This window comes from Klebsiella sp. CN_Kp088, from assembly GCF_040064335.1.
In the GTDB taxonomy this organism is placed as follows: Bacteria; Pseudomonadota; Gammaproteobacteria; order Enterobacterales; family Enterobacteriaceae; genus Klebsiella; species Klebsiella aerogenes.
This window is the reverse complement of the sequence record NZ_JBEAIQ010000019.1, coordinates 63,054-82,266: the sequence shown is the minus strand read 5'-3', so window position 1 is coordinate 82,266 and position 19,213 is coordinate 63,054. Positions and strand designations below refer to the sequence as shown.

At 57.6% G+C, this 19,213-nt stretch carries 20 protein-coding genes; 5 read left to right on the top strand and 15 right to left on the bottom strand.

All coding sequences use genetic code 11. The annotated features are described in order from the left end of the window. Positions 1–146 precede the first annotated feature (146 nt). The 7 genes from ABLV08_RS10040 to dagR form a co-directional block, all read right to left on the bottom strand. The gene (locus tag ABLV08_RS10040) at positions 147–893 is read right to left on the bottom strand and encodes a 2-dehydro-3-deoxy-phosphogluconate aldolase (RefSeq protein WP_348855805.1); all 747 of its coding nucleotides are present in this window, start codon (positions 891–893) and stop codon (positions 147–149) included. Continuing rightward, positions 880–1,989 (bottom strand): DgaE family pyridoxal phosphate-dependent ammonia lyase, encoded by a 1,110-nt coding sequence (locus ABLV08_RS10035; RefSeq protein ID WP_348855804.1) that lies wholly within the window; start codon positions 1,987–1,989, stop codon positions 880–882. The genes ABLV08_RS10040 and ABLV08_RS10035 overlap by 14 nt, the downstream gene beginning before the upstream one ends. 3 nt (positions 1,990–1,992) lie before the next feature. Then, a complete protein-coding gene (locus ABLV08_RS10030) occupies positions 1,993–2,853 on the bottom strand; it encodes a PTS system mannose/fructose/sorbose family transporter subunit IID (protein WP_348855803.1) in 861 nt (286 codons plus the stop codon). Further along, a complete protein-coding gene (locus tag ABLV08_RS10025; protein WP_015368463.1) occupies positions 2,850–3,599 on the bottom strand; it encodes a PTS sugar transporter subunit IIC in 750 nt (249 codons plus the stop codon). Before ABLV08_RS10025 ends, ABLV08_RS10030 begins: the two co-directional genes overlap by 4 nt. Before the next feature lie 24 nt (positions 3,600–3,623). Continuing rightward, complete coding sequence (locus tag ABLV08_RS10020) at positions 3,624–4,109, bottom strand: PTS system mannose/fructose/N-acetylgalactosamine-transporter subunit IIB (protein ID WP_015368462.1); 486 nt, start codon at positions 4,107–4,109, stop codon at positions 3,624–3,626. 10 nt (positions 4,110–4,119) lie between these two features. After that, positions 4,120–4,548: a PTS fructose transporter subunit IIA gene (locus tag ABLV08_RS10015; protein ID WP_020079721.1), complete on the bottom strand. Its 429-nt coding sequence runs from the start codon at positions 4,546–4,548 to the stop codon at positions 4,120–4,122. A 119-nt stretch (positions 4,549–4,667) separates the two neighbouring features. Beyond that, a complete protein-coding gene (gene dagR / locus ABLV08_RS10010) occupies positions 4,668–7,469 on the bottom strand; it encodes a transcriptional regulator DagR (RefSeq protein WP_348855802.1) in 2,802 nt (933 codons plus the stop codon). Between the two features lie 177 nt (positions 7,470–7,646). Between dagR and fosA the strand changes: the two genes are divergently transcribed. Continuing rightward, entirely contained in the window at positions 7,647–8,066 is a 420-nt protein-coding gene (gene fosA / locus ABLV08_RS10005) for a FosA5 family fosfomycin resistance glutathione transferase (protein ID WP_045365318.1), read from the top strand. Positions 8,067–8,223: 157 nt separating this feature from the next. Here fosA and ABLV08_RS10000 read toward each other — a convergent pair whose 3' ends face one another. From ABLV08_RS10000 to ABLV08_RS09990, 3 genes are all read right to left on the bottom strand, one after another. Next, on the bottom strand, positions 8,224–9,567 hold the full coding sequence (locus tag ABLV08_RS10000) for an APC family permease (protein ID WP_045358948.1): 1,344 nt from the start codon (positions 9,565–9,567) through the stop codon (positions 8,224–8,226). Continuing rightward, entirely contained in the window at positions 9,557–10,474 is a 918-nt protein-coding gene (locus ABLV08_RS09995; protein ID WP_015368457.1) for an acetamidase/formamidase family protein, read from the bottom strand. The genes ABLV08_RS10000 and ABLV08_RS09995 overlap by 11 nt, the downstream gene beginning before the upstream one ends. Positions 10,475–10,918: 444 nt before the next feature. Continuing rightward, entirely contained in the window at positions 10,919–12,331 is a 1,413-nt protein-coding gene (locus ABLV08_RS09990; RefSeq protein ID WP_020079716.1) for a PLP-dependent aminotransferase family protein, read from the bottom strand. A 177-nt stretch (positions 12,332–12,508) separates the two neighbouring features. Here ABLV08_RS09990 and ABLV08_RS09985 point away from each other — a divergent pair, with 177 nt between their 5' ends. The 4 genes from ABLV08_RS09985 (at position 12,509) to ABLV08_RS09970 (ending at position 15,413) form a co-directional block, all read left to right on the top strand. After that, positions 12,509–12,673 (top strand): DUF1127 domain-containing protein, encoded by a 165-nt coding sequence (locus ABLV08_RS09985; protein ID WP_015368455.1) that lies wholly within the window; start codon positions 12,509–12,511, stop codon positions 12,671–12,673. A gap of 147 nt (positions 12,674–12,820) precedes the next feature. Then, the gene (locus ABLV08_RS09980) at positions 12,821–13,285 is read left to right on the top strand and encodes a MarR family transcriptional regulator (protein WP_015368454.1); all 465 of its coding nucleotides are present in this window, start codon (positions 12,821–12,823) and stop codon (positions 13,283–13,285) included. Between the two features lie 6 nt (positions 13,286–13,291). Next, a complete protein-coding gene (locus tag ABLV08_RS09975; RefSeq protein WP_015368453.1) occupies positions 13,292–14,359 on the top strand; it encodes an HlyD family secretion protein in 1,068 nt (355 codons plus the stop codon). Beyond that, a complete protein-coding gene (locus ABLV08_RS09970) occupies positions 14,349–15,413 on the top strand; it encodes a DUF2955 domain-containing protein (protein ID WP_045365322.1) in 1,065 nt (354 codons plus the stop codon). Before ABLV08_RS09975 ends, ABLV08_RS09970 begins: the two co-directional genes overlap by 11 nt. Here the strand turns inward: ABLV08_RS09970 and ABLV08_RS09965 are convergent. The 5 genes from ABLV08_RS09965 to mdtM form a co-directional block, all read right to left on the bottom strand. Then, positions 15,410–15,664, bottom strand: coding sequence for a DUF3343 domain-containing protein (locus ABLV08_RS09965; protein WP_049053086.1), 255 nt, complete (start codon positions 15,662–15,664; stop codon positions 15,410–15,412). The genes ABLV08_RS09970 and ABLV08_RS09965 overlap by 4 nt on opposite strands. Then, the gene (yjiL, locus tag ABLV08_RS09960; protein WP_348855801.1) at positions 15,661–16,428 is read right to left on the bottom strand and encodes a putative 2-hydroxyacyl-CoA dehydratase activator YjiL; all 768 of its coding nucleotides are present in this window, start codon (positions 16,426–16,428) and stop codon (positions 15,661–15,663) included. The genes ABLV08_RS09965 and yjiL overlap by 4 nt, the downstream gene beginning before the upstream one ends. A gap of 9 nt (positions 16,429–16,437) precedes the next feature. Further along, a complete protein-coding gene (locus tag ABLV08_RS09955; RefSeq protein WP_348855800.1) occupies positions 16,438–17,589 on the bottom strand; it encodes a double-cubane-cluster-containing anaerobic reductase in 1,152 nt (383 codons plus the stop codon). 97 nt (positions 17,590–17,686) lie between these two features. Continuing rightward, positions 17,687–17,926 carry a DUF2164 domain-containing protein gene (locus ABLV08_RS09950; protein ID WP_015704280.1) on the bottom strand — a complete coding sequence of 80 codons (240 nt, stop codon included), beginning with the start codon at positions 17,924–17,926 and terminating at the stop codon, positions 17,687–17,689. A gap of 24 nt (positions 17,927–17,950) precedes the next feature. Next, positions 17,951–19,195: a multidrug efflux MFS transporter MdtM gene (mdtM, locus tag ABLV08_RS09945; protein WP_020079709.1), complete on the bottom strand. Its 1,245-nt coding sequence runs from the start codon at positions 19,193–19,195 to the stop codon at positions 17,951–17,953. Between the last annotated feature and the right edge of the window lie 18 nt (positions 19,196–19,213).

The following is a 19,213-nucleotide window of genomic DNA, read 5'->3' as shown; positions in this document are numbered from 1 at the left end:
ATTCTTGATCGCTATCAATATGAGAGGGCGCTTTGCACGGCGGGATGCGGTTATTGCGTGGAGGCTCACAGATTGACAGTGACCTTCAGCAGATCAGGAAGTTAGCGCGTGCGGTAATAGTGGCCTACACCGCACGCGCGGGGGGGTTAATCGACCAGTTCCTTGACGATGTTCATCAGAGCATGGACATCTTGCGGGCGGGTATTGCCGCTTTGCGGATCGATAATGGAACTATAAATATGCGGCATGACCTGCGCGACGCCGGCCTGCAGGCAGGTTTGTAGAATCAGCGCAAAGTTATCGAGATCGATGCCCCCGGTGGGCTCAATCAGCGTCATACCGTTTTCTGCCGCGCTTTGGGCGAGCGCTTTCAGCTCCGCCAGCGACTTTTCGCCGCCCATCGGGAAAAATTTAGCCGCGTGCGCGCCCATATCCTGCATCATTCTGACCGCCGCATCGCAGGAAACCTGGGCCGGGATGCCCTTGGCGCTGCGCACGCCGGTGGAGATACGTACTTCACCGGGCGTGCCGCTGGGGCTGACCAGCGCATTAATAAAGGTTTGCTGGCCGCCGGTCGCCGCCAGCGCCCCGGCGGCAAAGCCGCTGCCGGTGAAGGTCTGGTTGACGTGAGCGGGGTGGACCTGCGCGGCGATCATTGCTGCTTTGTAAAACTGCGCCGGATCGCCGGCGCCGAGACCGACGGAAATAGAAGGCACTTCCGCCATCCAGCGGCGCACTTCTGCAACGCCTTGTTCGACGCTGGTAAATTGCGCCGAGAGTACGCCAATCACCGCGTGTCCTTCGGCGGCTTCATGGATTTCCCGGGCGTTGGCGATGTCCTTGGCCAGCACATTAATCGCCACTCGCTGGCGATAAAAGTTAATCCGCTGCATGCTGCGTAATCTCCTGTAAGCGCGCGACGATGAGCGACATTTCGCCTTCGCCGACGGTGCGGGGGTCAAGGCTAAAATGGCCCTCATGCAGATAGTAGCGGCGGGCGAAAATAGCGATATCGCCGCCGCGTAGCTGAGCTTCAACCTCACGGGCGCTGAGTCCCAGTTCATTGGCGTCGACGCTGACCCGAATGCGCCAGATGGCGCGACCGGCTTCATCCTGCTCGATATCGGCGCACAGGCCGGGTAGCGCGGAAATCGCCTCGGCGAATGGACGCAGCGCGGCGGCGTCAGGCGCCGGCGCCGCCGTCCGGTAACGGTCCAGCGCGTAGACGAGACCGACCATATTCTCTTTGCCGATTTTCATCGCCCGCGCGATACCGTGGTGCTGGGCTTTACAGGCGGCGATCCAGGTGCGCTTGCCGCTAATAAAGCCTGAGGTTGGGGCGTTAAAGGCTTTCGCCCCGCTGTAGATAACCATGTCCGCGCCGCTGGCAACCCACTGGCGCAAGTCTTCTTCGGCGGCGGCGTCGACGATCAGCGGCAGATTATGCTGGCGGGCAACCTGCACGAAATCGTCAATACCGAGCATGCCTTTCTGCACGCAGTGGTGCGATTTCACATACAGAAGCGCCGCCGTGCGTGCGTTCACCGCGCTCTCCAGCTGCCAGCGTGCCGCCAGATTGCTGGAGCCGACTTCGACAATGCGCCCGCCGCCGAGGCGGATGGCGCTGGTGATTGGCGCGCCGTAATCGACATTATGCCCGCGCAGTATCACTATCTCGTTCGGCCACTGGCTGCTGTCCGGCATCTGCGCCACCTTTTCCGGCTCACCGCGAGTGATCGCCGCCGCGACGGCGATAGCGATACCGGCGGAGGCGCAGGAGGTGATATAGCTGTCTTCCGCGCCGGTGTGGGCGGAAACCAGCTCGCCCGCACGGTCGGTTAATTTATCGATTTCGACGAAGGCCCCCGCCGCCTGCGCGGTGGCCTGCATCACTTGCGGGTCGACGGCGGACACGCCGAGGATGGTCATTTTACCGCAGGCGTTAATCACCCGTTTTAAGCCCAGTTGCTGGTAGATATTGCCGTTCATGATTTACAGCACTCCCAACAGCGAGCAGACGATGCTGATAGCAACGATTGACAGTAAAATGGTGGTGTAGCGCGGCCCTTTTTTCAGTAAGTAGAAATAGATAGTGAACACCGCCGCCAGCGGCAGCAGGCCGGGGGCAATTGAGTCGAGGATCTGCTGGACCACCACTTCCGAGCCTTTAAGCGCGCTGATTTTCAGCGGGGTGGTGATTTTGACGTAGCTTGCCGATAGCGCGCCCATCATGATGAGACCCAGTACGTTGGCGCCGTAAATCAATTCTTTAATTCGCCCCCCTTGCAGCAGGCCAATAATGGAGTCACGGCCGAGGGTGTAGCCTTTATGCACCAGTCCGTAGCTTATCGCCATGGTGATCGCCGGGTAGAGGATCAGCGGGGCGATCCCGCCGAACGCGCTGCCGCTGGCGGCGAAGGGGATGAAAATCGCAATCAGCAACGGCATCACCGCGGCCCAGATAATCGAGTCGCCCATCCCGGCCAGCGGGCCCATCAGGCCGGTTTTGATCCCGGTGATTGAAGCATCGCTGATCGGCTCGCCGCGGGTTTTCTGCTCTTCCATGGCGATGGAGATACCCTGGATAACCGAGCCGAAAGTCTGTTCCGAGTTAAAGAAGTTCAGGTGGCGTTTGAGCGCCTCGGCCTGCTCCTCTTTTCCCGGGTACAGCTTTTTGATGATGGGCGTCATTGAGGCGCAGAAAATCAGGCTCTGCAGACGTTCGTAGGAGCTGGATACCTCCGCCCCCAGCCAGTAAATCAGCCAGGCCTTGGTGATATCGGCTTTGCTCAGCGCCTGGGTTTCGCGGGCGCGTTCAACCAGTTCATGTTCCATTACATCGCTACTCATCATGCAGCTCCTTCATTTTTGGCCAGGCCTTTAATCAGGAAGGCGACGCAGGTGCCGAAAATCGCCATCGCCATGATGTCCACCTTCAGGTAGAGCACCGCGAAAAATCCGCCGATAAACCACGGCAGCAGGCTCTTTTTGCCGATCACCATGATGGTGATGGCAAAGCCCAGCGCCGGCAGGATTCCGCCCATAATTTCAAAGGAGTGGGTCAGCCAGTGCGGCATCAGTTTGAGGAATTTTTCCACTACGCTTTGGCCAAAGTAGTTGGCGGCGAAGACCACCGGGAAGCGCAGCACCAGCCCCAGCAGCGCCGGATAGATAAAGGCGCAGCGCATGATGCCCGCCATGTTGGCGCTTTCGGCGTGTTTGTCGGCCATATGCACCCACGCGGCGTTGAGCGTGCGGCGCAGCTGATCGAGGAATACCCCGATGACGCCAAACGGGATTGCCAGCGCGATCGCCAGGTTGGGCTCCATCCCGGCCTTCACGGCGATCGGAATGGCGATACAGGCGGCCAGCGCCGGGTCCGACGGCACGTTGCCGCCCGGCGTGGAGGTCACTCCAAGATAGACCAGCTGCATACCCGCGCCGATGATCATCGCGGTTTTCATATCGCCCAGCAGCAGGCCGACGAATACGGCGATCACCACGGGCTGCAGCAACATGGCGGAGAAGGTATAGCCTAAACGTAATCGGGCGAACCAGTAATACAACCCCATCAGGCTCGCAAAGAGTAAGGTATCCATAGTTTTTACCTTTTTATCAACTGGTTAGAATTTTTTCAGGATGTCGTCCAGTGACTGTGGTTTATCTTCCGGGATGGTCTGAAAGAACACCTGAATGCCGCTATCTTTCAGAGCGCCGAGGATGCCGACGTCTTTTTCATCAAGGGTGATGTTCTGGAACACGGCCTTGCGGTTCGGCCCGCCGCCCAGCCCGCCAACCTGAATCGTCTGCACGTCAAAGCCCAACTGGACGGCTTCCTGAACGGCCGACAGCGACGGGAACAGCACCAGCACATTGCCATCGCCGAGCTGATTCTCTTTCCAGGCGGCGGCGAAGCTGGCGTTGCCGTAACAGTCGACTTTGATGTTCGGCGGCGCGGCCATTAAATAGATATTTTTCATAAACGGATCGGCATCCAGCTCGTCGCTGACCACGGCGATACGATTGGCCTGCGACTGGCCGACCCATTTGGTGACGACCTGACCGTGGATCAGACGGCTATCGATACGACATAAAACGATTTTTGCCATGATGGGTTCCTTAAGAGGTTAACTGGTTCACGTGGGCGACAACGTCGCGGCAGCTGCTGCGTCCGGCTTCGACCAGCGCATCAACGCAGCCTGTGAGCGGACCCTGTTCGCGCAGATCCAACGCCTCTAGCAGCAGCGAGGCGTTGAGCCCGCAGACGACGGCGATGGGGTAATCCGCGCTCAGGCGCGCGGCGACGTTGGAGGTGGTGCCGCCGAGAAAATCGGTCAAAATCAGCGATCCTGCTGGCATCGCCTGCACGGCCGCTTCGACGCGCTGATAAAACTCGCCGAGGGTATCGACCGGCATAAGCGCGATTTCGCTGACGCCGGCGATTTCGCCGGTCACCATGCGCAGACTGTCGCAAAGTTGCGTGCCCCAGCCGCCGTGCGTCAGCAGCAGAATCTGGGGTAACTGGGTGGTAGGTTCAGTGGATGACAAAGTGGCCTCCTGGCGCCGAATCGTTGACGCACTAATAAGAGCAAAGCGCGTGCCACAATTTGTGTCATCCACCAAAGAGGAAAAGGCTGGCGGGCCGCAAAGCCGCGCCAGAACAGGCGTTAACTAAATAATAATTCGTAGATATAAATGTACTCGGCATCGGATAAACGGATGGCATAGGCCTCTTCAACCGGATGGAAAGCCGATTTGATGACACTAAATGCCTGAGCGTCCATATCCGGCCGCGTTTCCAGCGCCATCTGTAACGGTTTACGGTTAATCACGATACGCTCGACCATACAGCAGCAGTGGATCAGAAAGCGTAGTGTCACCTGGCGGTTAGGCGCGATGGCCAACGCGTTCCTGAGATGGTTCAGGATCCCTTCCATTTCTTTTAATATGCGCTGCGGATTGAGCACCGAAATATGGTTGATAATGCTTTCCATGGTCAGGGCGCTGATAAACCGTGAAGCGCTGCGCTCCATCTCCAGACGACGTTCATTGCTGGACAAATCGGGGGTCAGCAGGCTGAGCACCAGCTCCGGCCCCTGCTCGGAAAACAGCTCCTCCAGCGAGATAAACGGGATATCGGGCAGCCCCGGCTGGAATGTCCCGACAATACCCGCCAGCCGTTCATGCGCCCTGATCGCCTGCTGCAGGCGCTCCGGGCTGCGAACTTCGTTGTAATCGAGGATAACCATCCGGGTATCCTGCGACATCAGCTCGCCAAAGCTCTCCTCCAGCACCTTTTTGATTTTTTCCGCCGTGCCCATGCCGGTAATGCAGGAGATAACCAGCACCTTGCCGGCGTTCTCCTGCTGCGGCGTGCATAGCTGGCTGGCGATACCTTTTTCCTGCATCAGATTGACCAACCGCGGCAGATCGCCGGTTTCGTAGCTGAGATCGAGACCGATCTCCAGCAGGCTGGTCAGGGTGATATTCGGCATCAGCAGGACATCAATCTGGAACAGTTTGCTGATGGTGCTACCGAAATGGACCAGCGATCCGATGTCGACCATCAGGATTAACCGCTGCCAGCCTTTGCTGTGGATCAACTGGATCAACTTTTCCAGCGTATCGTGCACCGATTGTTCGAACGGCATGTCGATAGCGTTGAACAATTCGCGCTCCAGCACCCGATTGACGTACTGCGCCATGCTGGTGGCCGTAGTGGCGCCATGGGCAATGAGGATCGCCCCGCAGTCCGGGCTGGCGCTGATGCGCTGGCGGTAATGGCGGCACTCTTTGAGGAACAGGCACAGCCAGACTACCTCGGTGGCCGGACACTGGATATGCAGCAGATCGTTGATCTTCTTACACAACAGAGTGGCGTTATCGTACTCATCCTTGCAGCGATCGAGGATCAGGCTCGAAGAGTATAACTGCGGGATCAGGCCGCGTTGTACGTAGCTGATGAGAGCGAGAAAGTGTTTACGCAGCGGGTTGACCAGGTTTTCCGGCAGGGCGAAGCCGAGTACCTGCTCAACGTAACCGATCAGCAGAGCCACCCGCTCTTCAATCCGATCGCCATAGCGCGGGGCATGGCTGGCGTTATCGCGGCTATAGAGGCCATATTCAAAAATCGAGCTGAGCTTATTTTTAAGGATCGCCAGCGTCTCGGCGGGCGGCACGTTGCTGTTGCGCAGGTTAACGTACTCGCGAGTCAGGAAGCTGTAGAACAGGTCGCTCTCCTCGACGCTGTCATCGGCCGCTGAACTTTTCAACTGCGGAAGAGTACGGGCATCGATGTTTAGCAGGGGACGGCCGTCAAACAGCGCATCGACCAGCTGTCGCTGCTCCGGCGTGGCATTGATCGGGCCGTCCGCCAGTTTGCTATCCAGTAGCAATACTTCGTTATGGGCCGCCATCCCCGAGGCCCATGCCTGGGCGCACAAAAACTGGATATCGCTTTTGAGCTGGCCGATATTGCCCTCCAGCGGCTTGTTCAGCAGCCACAGCAGCAAGGGTTTATCTACGCTTACCGTGCGTTCGATCTTGCGGCTTTCACGTTGTAAAAAGCCGATGATCAGTTCAATCTGCTCCTCAACCGAACGCTGGCGGATACCGGGTAGATCGATGGTGACCTGAATACGCCGCTGGAAGGTGCGTAATAGCGATGAACTGACGGGCTCGGTGGTGGCGCAAATCAGACGTACGGCGATATTGCGCGCCGGGCCGCTGGCGCCGAGCGGGCGATATTCGCCTTTATCCAGTAGCGAGAAGAGCTTTTCCTGCCCTTCATAGGGCAGGCGATGCACTTCATCCAGCAGCAGATAGCCGCCGTCGGCCTGTTCGATCAGCCCGCTTTTGTTTTCCGTCGCCCCGGTAAAGGCGCCCTGGCGGTGGCCAAAGAGATGCGATGACAGCAGTTCCGGGTTGTTGGCGTATTCCGCGCAGTTGAAGTAGACCAGCGGCGGCCGTTTTTCACCGGCATGCTCGCAGGCGTATCGGTGCATCAGTTCGGCAAAAAAGGTTTTACCCACGCCGGAAGGGCCGGTCAGCAGGACGTGCAGGCCGTGGGGATACAGCACCGCGGCTTTACCCTTTTCCACGGCATCGTGCAGGCTGCGATCGTGGCCGATCAGCATGGCGAACGGGTCGACAGCCTCATTGTTATCTTGTGGCTGCGGCAGGAGATCGGCGAGTGTTGCCGGCTCGCGTTCGCTTTCCGTCAGCGTACGGTCGAGCAGCGTTTCCGTCGTCCGGCGATGTAAAAAGAACACCGGGCGGCCGCGCGTTTTAATCACCAGCCCGTCGCTCCATAGCTGATTGAGATCTTTACTCACCGAGTTGCGCGCCAGCCCGAGGTTAAAGCCGATTTGCTCTGCGGTGAAGGCGTTCGAGCCCCTGGCTAAATCCTCCAGCGTCACGGCCTGGCTCAGCCTCTCCAGCTCCCGCAGTACTATCTCAATACGTCTCATCTCGTTACCGGGTTGTTCAATGTCGATAGTTGAGAACATACACTATTACGCGGCGTCAGAAAGAGACCGGGGGCGAAGTTGCCGGTCTTAGCGGCCAGCAGGATGTCCTTTCGCTGCCACAATGGTGGTTTAGGGTGGGATTGGGTATGGTTAGCGCATCTCACCGGAGGAACAGATATGTTGAGCGGATTAAATCATCTGACCCTGGCGGTCAGCCAGCTGGCGCCGAGCGTGGCGTTTTATCGTCGGCTACTCGGCATGACGCTGCACGCGCGCTGGGATAGCGGCGCGTATCTTTCCTGCGGCGATCTGTGGCTGTGCCTGTCGCTGGATCCGCAGCGGCGCGTCACTCCGCCGGAGGAGAGCGACTACACCCATTATGCGTTTAGCATCAGCGAGGCGGATTTCGCCAGCTTTGCCGCCCGTCTTGAGGTCGCTGGCGTAGCGGTATGGAAGCTAAACCGTAGCGAAGGCGAATCGCACTATTTCCTCGACCCCGACGGCCACAAGCTGGAACTACATGTTGGCAACCTCGCCCAGCGCCTGGCCGCCTGCCGCGAACAGCCGTATAAGGGGATGGTGTTTTTTGAAGAGTGATGGAGAGTCTCCCGGAGGCGGCGCTTGCCGCGCCTTGTCCGGGCTACCGGCCCGCAAACGGCTGTGAACCAGTAGCCCCGCTAAGCGCAGCGCTAGCGGGGAAATACTCAGGGGCGTCGGGCCCGCAAATAGCGGCGAGCCCGACGCCCGGTGGTGTTTACCCTTCCAGATTCAGCTCCACGTTGCGCTTAAGCACCAGACGCATAATGGCGTAATACACCACGCCGACGGCCAGCCAGCTCAGGCCGAGCACTTTGGCTTCAACATCCATCTCATAAATGACAAAGCCGATAATGCACAGCCCAATCACCGGGAAGAGCAGGTGCATCACCAGATTGCGCGACTTTTGGCGAATCAGATAGTGGTTGATCACCGCCACGTGCAGCACCAGGAAGCCCATCAGCGCGCCGAAGTTCACCAGCCGACTGAGGTTGTCGATATCGCCGTAGAACCAGAGACCGGAAACCAGTGAAATCAGCGCGACAAATAAGGTACTGACATACGGGGTTTTCAGTCGTGGATGCACCTTCGCCAGCAGCTGCGGGAGCTGCTTATCGCGAGCCATCGCAAACAGGATGCGTGAAACCGCCGCCTGAGCAACCAGCGCGTTGGCGATCCCCCAGGAAATCACCGTGGACCACATGGTGACGTATTTCAGCCATTGGCCGCCGGCCAGATTGGCGGTGTCGTAGAACGCGGTATCGAGGCTGCCAAATTTCATACCCTGCGCCAGATCCGCGGCAATCCAGGTCTGGGCAATGAACAGCGTACCCACCAGCATCAGGGCGCCTAACGAGGCCTTGCCGACGGTATCGACACCGCCTTTGGTTTCTTCCGACAGCGTCGATATACCATCGAAGCCGAGGAAAGAGAGTACGGCAATCGAGACTGCGCCCATCACCAGCGGCAGGCTGAATTTATCGGCATTATACAAGGGGTCGAGCGTCAGGTGGCCTGCCCCGGCTCCGGAATAAAGTGCAATCAATCCCAGCACCACAAAAATCGCGAGGACCACGATTTCAGCAACCAAAATGGTATTATTCGCTCGCGCGGTAAAGGTAATGCCGCGTAAGTTAATCAGGCTGTTAATCGCGATAAAGCCGATAATCCAGACCCAGCCCGGAACGCCCGGCAGCATCGGCCCCAGCGCCGCCGCGCTGACGATATATAGCAGCGATGGCACCAGAATGTAGTCCAGCAATATCAGCCAGCCGGCAAAAAAGCCGACGATAGGGTGTATTCCGCGCTGAGCGTAAGCGTATACCGAACCGGAAACCGGGAATGCGCGCGACATCGACCAGTAACTCATGGCGGTGAAAAACATTGCCACCATGCCGATCAGATAAGCCAGCGCCACCATGCCCTGCGCGCCATCCCAGACGTAGCCGAAGACGCCGAAAGGGGCGATGGGCACCATAAAAATCATGCCGTAAACCAGCAGATCGCGGAAGGTCAGCGCTCGATGGAGCTCCTGTTTATAGCCGAACTGTTCAACGCTCATGCTTGCCCCCATCAATCGACAGAGAAAGCTGTTTGGCGACCGTTTTCGGCAGCGCGTAGCGGCAGGTTTTCAGCGGATCAACGACCTGGCAAATTTGTAGGTCTCCGGCGATGCTCAGCACGTTGATCGCCTCAGCCAGCGTTAATGCGGTATTGTCGGCGATGAAATGGGCCATATTACGTGCCGCAAGGGCTGCCGCATCGTCGAGGGTAACGGCGGAGGCGAGGGTGAAAATCGTTTCGTTGTTTTCCAGCATCGGTAAGGGGAGCTGACGGTTTTTAACAACGGTTAACTCGACGAGGACTTCGCCCGGCACTTCCAGACCGCAGACAGACACTTCGCCATCCCCCATCGCGGCGTGCAAATCACCCAGCCCGAATAGCGCGCCGGGCACGTTGACCGGCAACCACAGCGTGCTGCCGGCGGCGATCATTTTGCAGTCCATATTGCCGCCGTGACTATCCGGCGTGCCGCAGGATATGGGTTCTCCTGCTGGAGCAACGCCAATGACGCCGATCATCGGCTTCAATGGCACGCGAACGTTCCCCGGGAGGACCGCATGATCCTCGACGATTGGGACGATGGTGACCGTGGGCTCATGCAGTTCATCGCCAATGACGCCGAGCTGCGGTGCGGTCACCATCACCGCCTGTTGAGCCGTCAGGGTGATGCGTTTGATGCTGACTTTTAAGCAATCGCCCGGCTCTGCGCCTTCAATAAAGACGGGGCCGGTCGCCGGGTTAATGCGCTGCCAGTCCAGTTCATTAAAGACGGCATCGGCTGAGGTAATTTGGTCGGAGAAGCAGTCGCAGGTTTCGAATAGCACTTCACTTCCACTGTTGACGGTGGCGACAGGAACGTTATCGCGCGACATGGCGTAAACCACCCGATCTTTGGTTATTTTCATTAGATTCATCCCGGTAATATTGTTGTGTTTTTTTATTTGGTATTTCCCGTCGGGGAAAGGGTGAATGTATCGGGAATATCGCAGGAAGGCAATTATGAGTGGCCTAAGAGTGTTTGCGGTGATTATTATTTAAAATCAAAATTTTATACTTGGTTGTATTAAATATAATAAAGTGGTGTATCTAATGTTTTTTTGTTTATTGTCTTATTCACTATAGCTAATTTCCTGATTTTTACTGCTCACCTGCTTATTTTGCAGCATATTATGCCAAGTATAATTAAATTGGCGATCCGCGAGATACACCCATAGTAATTATCAATAACTCTTACTATTTTCGCCAGCACTTCGACTGAGCAGAGAAGAAGATAGCAATCTCTTGCCTGGCAACGAACTGGCGCAGGGTGATAAACCCATCGCTCCGGTGAGTACAGCGTCAGCGGAAAATCACTCCATCGCCACCTTAACCGCTTCCCCCAGCTTGACCATCACCTCTTTATGCTTCTCGATCGGCGGCAGGGCGCAGTTGATCCTTAAGCAGTTACGATATTTCCCGGATGCCGAAAACAGCGATCCTGGCGCGACCTGGATCTTCAGCCGACACAGCTGCTTGGCGACGCAGACCATATCTACCTGCTCCGGCAGCTCGACCCACAGCATAAAGCCGCCTTTTGGCCGGGTGACGCAGATGCCGCAGGGGAAAAACTCCCGCAGCCAGCAGGTATAGATCTCCATATTACGCTGATAGATCTGCCGCATCCGCCGCACGTGGCGGTGGTAATGGCCTTCGCGAATAAAGTTACAGGCCGCCAGTTGGGTGGAGGGGACGTTAGTGCCGCTGGCGGCGTACTTCATCTGCAGCAGACGATCGTAGTAGCGGCCGGGGGCGATCCAGCCGATGCGCAGGCCGGGGGCGATAGTCTTGGTAAACGAGCTGCAAAGTATCACCCGACCGTCGATATCCCATGAATGAATCGTGCGCGGGCGCGGGTATTCGGTCGCCAGCTCGCCGTAAATATCATCCTCGAAAATCACGATATCGTGGCGCTGGGCAAGGGACAGCACCGCGCGTTTGCGCGCGTCAGGCATGATGTATCCCAGCGGATTGTTGCAGTTAGGCACCAGGATCACCCCTTTGATTGGCCACTGATCCAGCGCCAGCTCTAAGGCCTCGATGCTGATCCCGGATTCCGGATCGGTTGGGATCTCAATGGCTTTCAGCCCCAGGCCGCGCAGTATCTGCATAGTGCCGTAGTAGCAGGGGGATTCGACGGCGACAATATCGCCGGGATGACACACCGATAGCAGCGCCAGCGATAATGCGTTGTGGCAGCCGCTGGTGATCAGCAGATCGTCGGCGGTGACGACTGACCCGCCGTCGAGCATCAGGCGGGCGATCTGTTCGCGCAGTTCGCGACGCCCGGCCAGCTCGTCGTAGTTAAGCACTTCGCTGAGGTTGTGCTGAATTGCCCGGCTAAGTTCGCGCCAGATAGGCTTAAGGCTTGGTTGGGTGACGTCCGGCGAACCGCCGCCAAAGGTGATGATCGATTTATCGTTGCGCGCATCGAGCATGGTCAACACCTGGTCCCACTGGGTGATCTCCACCGGGCGCTGCACCGGGCGCGACATCGGCGGCACCGGCGCCTGGGCTTTGCGCGGGGCGACGAAATAGCCGGAGCGCGGCTGCGGCACGATCAGCTGTTGCTGTTCCAGCGTCTGGTAGGCCTGCTGAACGGTACTAATGCTGACGCCATGCTCCTGGCTCAGGCTGCGCACCGACGGCAACTTTTCGCCGTGGCGATACAGACCTTGTTCGATACGCTCAGCCAGCAGGCTGGCCAGATGTTGATAACGGGTCATGCTGTATCCTTAATTATCGCCATACAGATAGATAAACCAGTACAGATGGCGGTCAAAAATGGGGCATGGTGTACGTTTTAGCCAATCTGTATGTTAAAGAAAAGTGTTTTGTGAATCTGTATTGTTCTGGCCCGGATCCGTGAAGATAAAGCCTCTGGCAAGGCGAGGAGGTAGAGGATGGAATTTCACGAGAATCGGGCAAAACAGCCGTTTATCGGCTGGGTATTTCTGGTGCGAGCGATTAAAAAATGGTGGCTTCGTGGGCAAACGCGCAAAATATTGCAGCGAATGAGCGACGAACAGCTGAAAGATGTCGGGTTGCGCCGGGATCAGATTAATTAAAAAGTGCGTTTTGTAGCCCCGGTAAGCGTCAGCGCTACCGGGGAATTACATTCACAAAATTTATCAATTGATGCTTCTACATCCTTCGTTTCTTGATACTTACCCTGATAAGTATTATTTTCCCCACAGCTAAGTGAGGAAAGTAACATGACCGAAGACGAACTGTTTGCCCGCCGCCCGATGGGGATGCGCATGGCGATGGTGGTGCGCCAGTGGCGCGCGATTATCGACAGCGCCATTACCGATACCGGCCTGACCCAGTCAAGCTGGACGGTGCTGATGCAGCTGCATCAGTTGGGGTGCAACGTCTCGGTAAGCGAACTGGCGGAAGTGCAGGGTATTGAACTGCCGCCGCTAATGCGCACCCTCACGCAGCTGGAAAAGCAGGGGTATCTACTGCGCTCAACATCGCCATACGACAAGCGCATCCGCCTGCTTACGCTGACGGCAGAAGGCCGTACCATCCTGGAAAAGCTGAACCGCGTCATTGAGACTTATCAACGGCGCGTGACGGAAACCATCCCCGATGCGGATCTCGACACCTTCAGCGCCACGTTAAATCAAATCGCCTGCAACTTGCGGACAATCCGCGAAGAAGATAACAAGATCTAAAACACTATGATGACGCCAGAACAAAAATTTGCCCGCTGGGTAAGGGTAAGTATTGCCGCTTTCCTGGTGATATTCGCCTGGTTTATCGTTGCCGATATCTGGATCCCGCTAACCCCGGATTCCACCGTGATGCGCGTGGTGACTCCGGTCTCGTCGCGGGTCTCCGGCTACGTCTCGCACGTCTACGTGCACAACAATAGCCAGGTGAAAAAAGGCGACCTGCTGTATGAGCTCGATCCCACGCCATTCATTAATAAAGTTGAAGCGGCGCAAATCGCCCTTGAACAGGCCAAACTGAGTAACCAGCAGCTGGATGCGCAAATCGCCGCCGCTCGCGCCAACCTGCGCACCGCGCAGTACACCGCGCGTAATGACAAAGTCACTCTCGACCGCTACCAGCGCCTGAGCACCATGCAAAACGTGTCGCAATCGGATCTCGATAAGGTGCGCACGACATGGCAGACCAGCGAACAATCGGTCAGCGCCCTGAATGCGCAGATTCAGAACCTGCTGATCCAGCGCGGCGAGCGCGACGACAAGCGCAACGTGACGCTGCAGAAATATCGCAACGCGCTGGAAGAGGCGCAGCTCAACCTCGGCTGGACCCAGGTGCGCGCTGAGACCGACGGTATGGTCAGCAACCTGCAGCTTAATCCGGGAATTTACGCCACCGCCGCTACCGCCGTGCTGGCGCTGGTTAACAACAATACCGATATCGTCGCCGACTTTCGTGAAAAAAGCCTGCGCCATACGGCGGTGAATACCGATGCGGCGGTGGTTTTCGATGCCCTGCCGGGTAAAGTGTTCCCGGCGCACGTGACCAGCAGCGACGCCGGTATTCTTGCCGGTCAGGAAGCGGTGAATGGCCAACTGTCGCAGCCTGAGCAGTCTACCCGCTGGGTGCGCGATGCCCAGCGCATGCGGATCCATGTCGCGCTGGATCAACCGCTGGATAAGCCGCTGCCGACCGGCGCCCGCGCTACGGTGCAGTTGTACAATAGCGACGGCCCCTTCGCCCGCACCTTTGCCGGCCTGCAGATCCACCTGGTGAGCTGGTTGCACTATGTCTATTAACACCCTGGCGCACGTCTTTACCCCGCACGGCAATATCGTCTACACGGCCAATGATTTTCGCCAGACGGTACGCATTGCCGTTGCCGGGACCATCGCGCTGAGTATTTCGACTTTCTACGACGTGCAGTACGGCGTGTTTTTCGTCGTTTATCCGCTGATGCTGATGTCGCTGGTGCCGGTATTCAACCGCCACGTCGCCCGGCAGTTTGTGTTCAGCGCGGCGGTCAATTGCGTCGAAATGGTGCTCATCGTTGGCTATCTGTCGCAGTGGCCGGTGATCATGACGTTAGTTGTGTTCGGTCTGTATGTGATGCGCTTTCGCTTCATGAGCCAGGGGCCGCTGTTCCTGCTGGGGTCGATGGGCGTGGTGTGCCAGAGCACGATGCTCAATTTTATGAGCTATCCCACCAGCAACTGGCACACGCTGATGTTCTCCAATATGGAGGCCTGCGTGATGGCGGTGGCGCTGAGCGCGCTGCTGCACTATTTGATCCCGGATGTTGAACCGCGTAAGCCGCCGCCGCGCATAGAGAAAGACGCCGCGCGGATCCGTCATGAATCGCTGCTTTCCGGCACGGTTGCGACCATTATCTTTGTGATCTTTCAGATCTGCGATCTGAGCGATTCGCTATCGGCGCTGATGGCCGGGGTACTGATCCTGTTTCCGATGCATTATCGCGGCGCGGTAATCAGCTCGATCTGGCGTGTGGCGGGGGTGGTACTGGCTTGTCTGTACATTCTGGTGGTGCAGCTGATTATCTATGATTTCAGCAACCACATGATCCTGATGATGCCGTTGATTGGTCTTGGTCTGGCCTTTAGCGCCCGCCTGCACGTGATGGAAAAAGTGGGCGCGGGCGTGGGATTCGCCAGCATCACCACTATCGGTATTATGTTTGGCCAGAATCTGCATCCGAATCAGGATCTGGTGTTCAGCGACCTGTACCGTATCACTTCAGTCACGGTATCGCTGGTGGCGACGCTGACCATGGTGTTTCTGGTCCATCGGGTACTGAACTGCTTCGCGCCGACGCGGTTTGTGGTTACCGATTAATCCTCCTGCGGGAAGCGGGCGATGCAGCGCCACGCTTCCCCGTTTTGCTGATACAGCGCCGCAGTATGCCCGGCGATTATCCAACTTCGCGCTGTTTTTTCGCTCCCCTCAATCAATACGCACAACCCGCAGCCGCTGCGCAGCTGGCGGGGAATATCCTTCACCTCGAAGGTCATTCCTGCCGCCTGCAGGGCTTTGCGCATCCGCACGACGCCCACCGTTGAATGGAATAAGAATAGATATTTGCTCATCCGCGCCTCCGCTGGCGCTGGCCGATCAGCGCCGCGCCGATCGCCCCGGCAAACTGGGCGTCGGGATGGGTCGCGACCGGCATGTCAACATGCTTCTCCAGCATGCGGGCGAAGGCGGCGCAGTGGCTGACGCCGCCGGTAAACAGCAGCGGTCCCTGCGCCGATAAACGGCCAATAAAGTTCGCGCTGCGCCGCGCCATGGCATTGATAACTCCGGCCAGAATTGACTCCGGCGCGACTCCGGCGGAACGCAGGCTGATGACTTCCGACTCGGCGAACACCGTACACATGCTGGTGATGGCGTGCGGTTCTACACCTTCGGTAATGGCGTCCAACTGGTCGACGCTGGCGCCGAGGGTCCGTGAAATCACTTCCAGAAAGCGCCCGGTACCAGCGGCGCATTTGTCATTCATCAGAAAATCACTGAGGTTGCCCTGCGCATCCAACTGAATGACTTTGCTGTCCTGGCCGCCGATATCAATCACCGTGCGGGTTTCCGGCGCCAGCAGGCGCGCGCCGAGCCCGTGACAGGAAATCTCGGTGACTTGTTTATCGGCGAAATCGACCAACTGGCGACCATAGCCGGTGAGGGTTAGAAAAGGCGTTGCCGCGAGGTCCGCGCGCAGCGTCTCCCAGGCCTCGTGAATGGCATCGGCGGGGCGAAAGGGCGTCGGACTGAGGAAACGGCGCACGATGGCGCCGTCTGCCAGCAGGATGCCTTTGGTGGCGGTGGAGCCGGAATCAATACCTACCGAGTAGATCACGCTTGCTCCTTATAGCATTTCGATAAACGCGGCGACGCGGGTACTGAGCTGGCCGAGATCCGCCGTCGAATAATCGGTCTCGATCGCGATATAAGGAATGTCGTGCCGTTGGCGAACGTGACGCTTAATCGCCAGCGATTCCACGGCGTAGGTATGGCAAGCCTGCAGAATGACATCGACCACGCCGTCGGCCTGGTATTCCTCAACCATCTGGCTTAGCAATTGCAGGCGCTGGTCGTTAGGTGAAATACAGGAGCAGCCGATGGCGAGATATTTATCGGTTAAGGCATCGTAGACGTCGCCATCTTCCGCCACGCAGCGCTCGGTGGCCTTCGCGCCGGTACAGTTCTCGTAGCCCACCACCCAGCCGCCGTTTTCTTCGATAGCGCGGACGACTTTTTCCGCCGCGCCGCCGATCGGGCAGCCGGTGATCAGAATGCGCGGGCGGGAGGCTAACCGGTTTCCCTCCTGCCATTGTCGGCGGATGTTTTCCGCCATGGCATTGAGTTCGTCAATCAACGCGGTTTTGTCGAAGCGAAAGGTGGCGCCATAAACCACCTTTAAAATATCGCCGCCGCTAAGCGCCGGCGGATTGAGTTGCCCAAGGCGATAGAAGTTGGCCAGCGCCCGGCGTTCGCGATTTTTCAGTACGATGGCTTCACGCAGCGCCGCTTCGCTAATGGGCGTGGCGAACCGGGTTTCAATCACCTGCTGCAGGCGTTTGATTTCCGCTTTCCACAACGCGCGGGAGGCGGCGTCGCTGGCGCTGTTCGGCAGTTGCATTACGTGTACCGCCTTGAATTCGGCCATGTACTCGTACATCTTCTTTTTGCCGTCGCAGGTGGTTTCGCCGACCACCAGATCGGAGAAATAAAAGTAGGGGCATTTATCGGTTTTGCCGAAGCCGTAGCTGCTTTTAATCAGCGGGCAGAGGTTGCGCGGCAGGTCTTTCTCCGCCTCTTCGATGGTTTCATCAGAAGTGGAACACAGTGAGACGACCACGGCGCCCGCCGCCATGGCTATCTCCTGGGGCATAAAAGTGCAGTAGGTACCGACCAGCGGTACGTTCTGCTCTTTGAGTTCCATTACGCTGAGAAAGCCTTTCTGGCGAGCTTCTGAGAATTGATCGAAGAGGGTGGGTAGATCAGTGATAAGCGACATGATTTTCCTTCCCCGTACACGGGAGATGATGAAAGAGTCGCCATTATAACCATGTTATTTGTGGGTGTTTATTGATCTCCCGCCCATCCTGACGGCGTTAATAGACCTTCTTCAAATCCATCTCTTCCTGAATGCGCTCGCTCCATGCCAGATGGGTGCGGATGGCTTCTTCAATACCGGCGTTGTAAAACAAAGGCCCCAGCTCTTTGGCGATAAAGTCGACAAAAAACTCGGCGTCGAACTGTTCCAGCTCCAGGTTAAAGGTCTCTTCACAGTACTTGCTTAGCCGCTCGCGCAGCAGATCGCGCTGCGCCGGGCTGAGTTCAATATCGCTCATGCGTGGTTATTCTCTGTGGGTTATTCAGGATTGCCGGGCTTCGATGACCGCCTCTGAACGCTGGCGCAAATTACGGAGTAATCCCGCCAGACAGCAGGCGGCGACGATCCCGGCGGCTACCGCCAGCAGGTGGAACGGCAATCTGCCGCCATGGAACCATAACCAGCGCGCGCCTTCAATCGACAATGCGCTGACGCTAAGGATCACGATATTCAGCGAGGCGGACACGGTACCTTTCGGCAAATCGTTGGAAAACAGGGTAAAGCGGAACAGCGTCGGGAAAATCAGCCCGATGCCGAAGGCGTAGAAGCAGGTGCCGAGCACCGACCACAGCCAGACGTGTGGCCACGTCAAATTACCGATAATCAGGATCGCCAGACCAACCATCTGGATGGGCACGGCGCTTAACACAAAGCGCGGGCGAGTCGGGTCTTTCACCCAGCGCGCCACCGACAGATTAGCGATAATGACCGCGCTGAAGACCGGCACCTGGCTCCAGGCAAACTCGCTGGTGGTGAGCCCGCCGGCGTCCATTAAAATCACCGGCGATACCGCCACCCAACTCATCAGCGGAATATAGCTCAGCGCCAGCGTGGCGGCGCCGAGTAAAAAGATGCGGTTGCGGAAGACGTCGCGAAAATCGCGCACCACGCCGAGCGGGCTGAATGGCACGTCGCCGCGACGCACCGTCTCCGGCATGTTAAACAGTAAACCCAGCCAGGCCACCAGCCCCATCGCGGCGATAATGCCAAACAGCGCTTTCCAGTGGATAAAGTGCATCAGCGCCGCCCCGGAAAGCGGGCCGACGATCGGCGCCACCAGCACGATGGAGGTAATCACCGCCATCAGCTTGATCGACCGCTTTTCGTCATAGGCCTCCTGCACGGTAACGTAACCAACGGTGGCGATAAAACAGATGCTGGTGCCCTGCACAAAGCGGGCAATCAGGAACTGGGTCATTGAGGTCGTCCACAGGGTGGCGAAGCAGGCGAGGGTAAAAATCAGCGCGCCGCTCAGCAGTACCGGTCGGCGGCCAATACGATCGGAAAGCGGCCCCAGCAGCCACTGTAGCGCCATTCCACCGGCCATATACAGGCTCACCGAGGCCGGAGCCAACGCCACATCGGCGTTAAAATCCCGCACTACGTGCAGGATCCCCGGCTGGATGAGATCGGTGGTCAGGTAGGCGGAAAAATCGTACAGGATCAGCGCCATCGGAAAGAACAGCGATGCGCAGTAGCGGGCGCTCAATCGCGAAATCCATGACATAGCCGTCTCCTTGCCGTC

Coding starts and splice junctions, on each gene's coding strand:
- ABLV08_RS10040 (WP_348855805.1), bottom strand. CDS start 893: ATGCAGCGGATTAACTTTTATCGCCAGCGAGTGGCGATTAATGTGCTG.
- ABLV08_RS10035 (WP_348855804.1), bottom strand. CDS start 1,989: ATGAACGGCAATATCTACCAGCAACTGGGCTTAAAACGGGTGATTAAC.
- ABLV08_RS10030 (WP_348855803.1), bottom strand. CDS start 2,853: ATGATGAGTAGCGATGTAATGGAACATGAACTGGTTGAACGCGCCCGC.
- ABLV08_RS10025 (WP_015368463.1), bottom strand. CDS start 3,599: ATGGATACCTTACTCTTTGCGAGCCTGATGGGGTTGTATTACTGGTTC.
- ABLV08_RS10020 (WP_015368462.1), bottom strand. CDS start 4,109: ATGGCAAAAATCGTTTTATGTCGTATCGATAGCCGTCTGATCCACGGT.
- dagR (WP_348855802.1), bottom strand. CDS start 7,469: ATGAGACGTATTGAGATAGTACTGCGGGAGCTGGAGAGGCTGAGCCAG.
- fosA (WP_045365318.1), top strand. CDS start 7,647: ATGTTGAGCGGATTAAATCATCTGACCCTGGCGGTCAGCCAGCTGGCG.
- ABLV08_RS10000 (WP_045358948.1), bottom strand. CDS start 9,567: ATGAGCGTTGAACAGTTCGGCTATAAACAGGAGCTCCATCGAGCGCTG.
- ABLV08_RS09995 (WP_015368457.1), bottom strand. CDS start 10,474: ATGAAAATAACCAAAGATCGGGTGGTTTACGCCATGTCGCGCGATAAC.
- ABLV08_RS09990 (WP_020079716.1), bottom strand. CDS start 12,331: ATGACCCGTTATCAACATCTGGCCAGCCTGCTGGCTGAGCGTATCGAA.
- ABLV08_RS09985 (WP_015368455.1), top strand. CDS start 12,509: ATGGAATTTCACGAGAATCGGGCAAAACAGCCGTTTATCGGCTGGGTA.
- ABLV08_RS09980 (WP_015368454.1), top strand. CDS start 12,821: ATGACCGAAGACGAACTGTTTGCCCGCCGCCCGATGGGGATGCGCATG.
- ABLV08_RS09975 (WP_015368453.1), top strand. CDS start 13,292: ATGATGACGCCAGAACAAAAATTTGCCCGCTGGGTAAGGGTAAGTATT.
- ABLV08_RS09970 (WP_045365322.1), top strand. CDS start 14,349: ATGTCTATTAACACCCTGGCGCACGTCTTTACCCCGCACGGCAATATC.
- ABLV08_RS09965 (WP_049053086.1), bottom strand. CDS start 15,664: ATGAGCAAATATCTATTCTTATTCCATTCAACGGTGGGCGTCGTGCGG.
- ABLV08_RS09955 (WP_348855800.1), bottom strand. CDS start 17,589: ATGTCGCTTATCACTGATCTACCCACCCTCTTCGATCAATTCTCAGAA.
- ABLV08_RS09950 (WP_015704280.1), bottom strand. CDS start 17,926: ATGAGCGATATTGAACTCAGCCCGGCGCAGCGCGATCTGCTGCGCGAG.
- mdtM (WP_020079709.1), bottom strand. CDS start 19,195: ATGTCATGGATTTCGCGATTGAGCGCCCGCTACTGCGCATCGCTGTTC.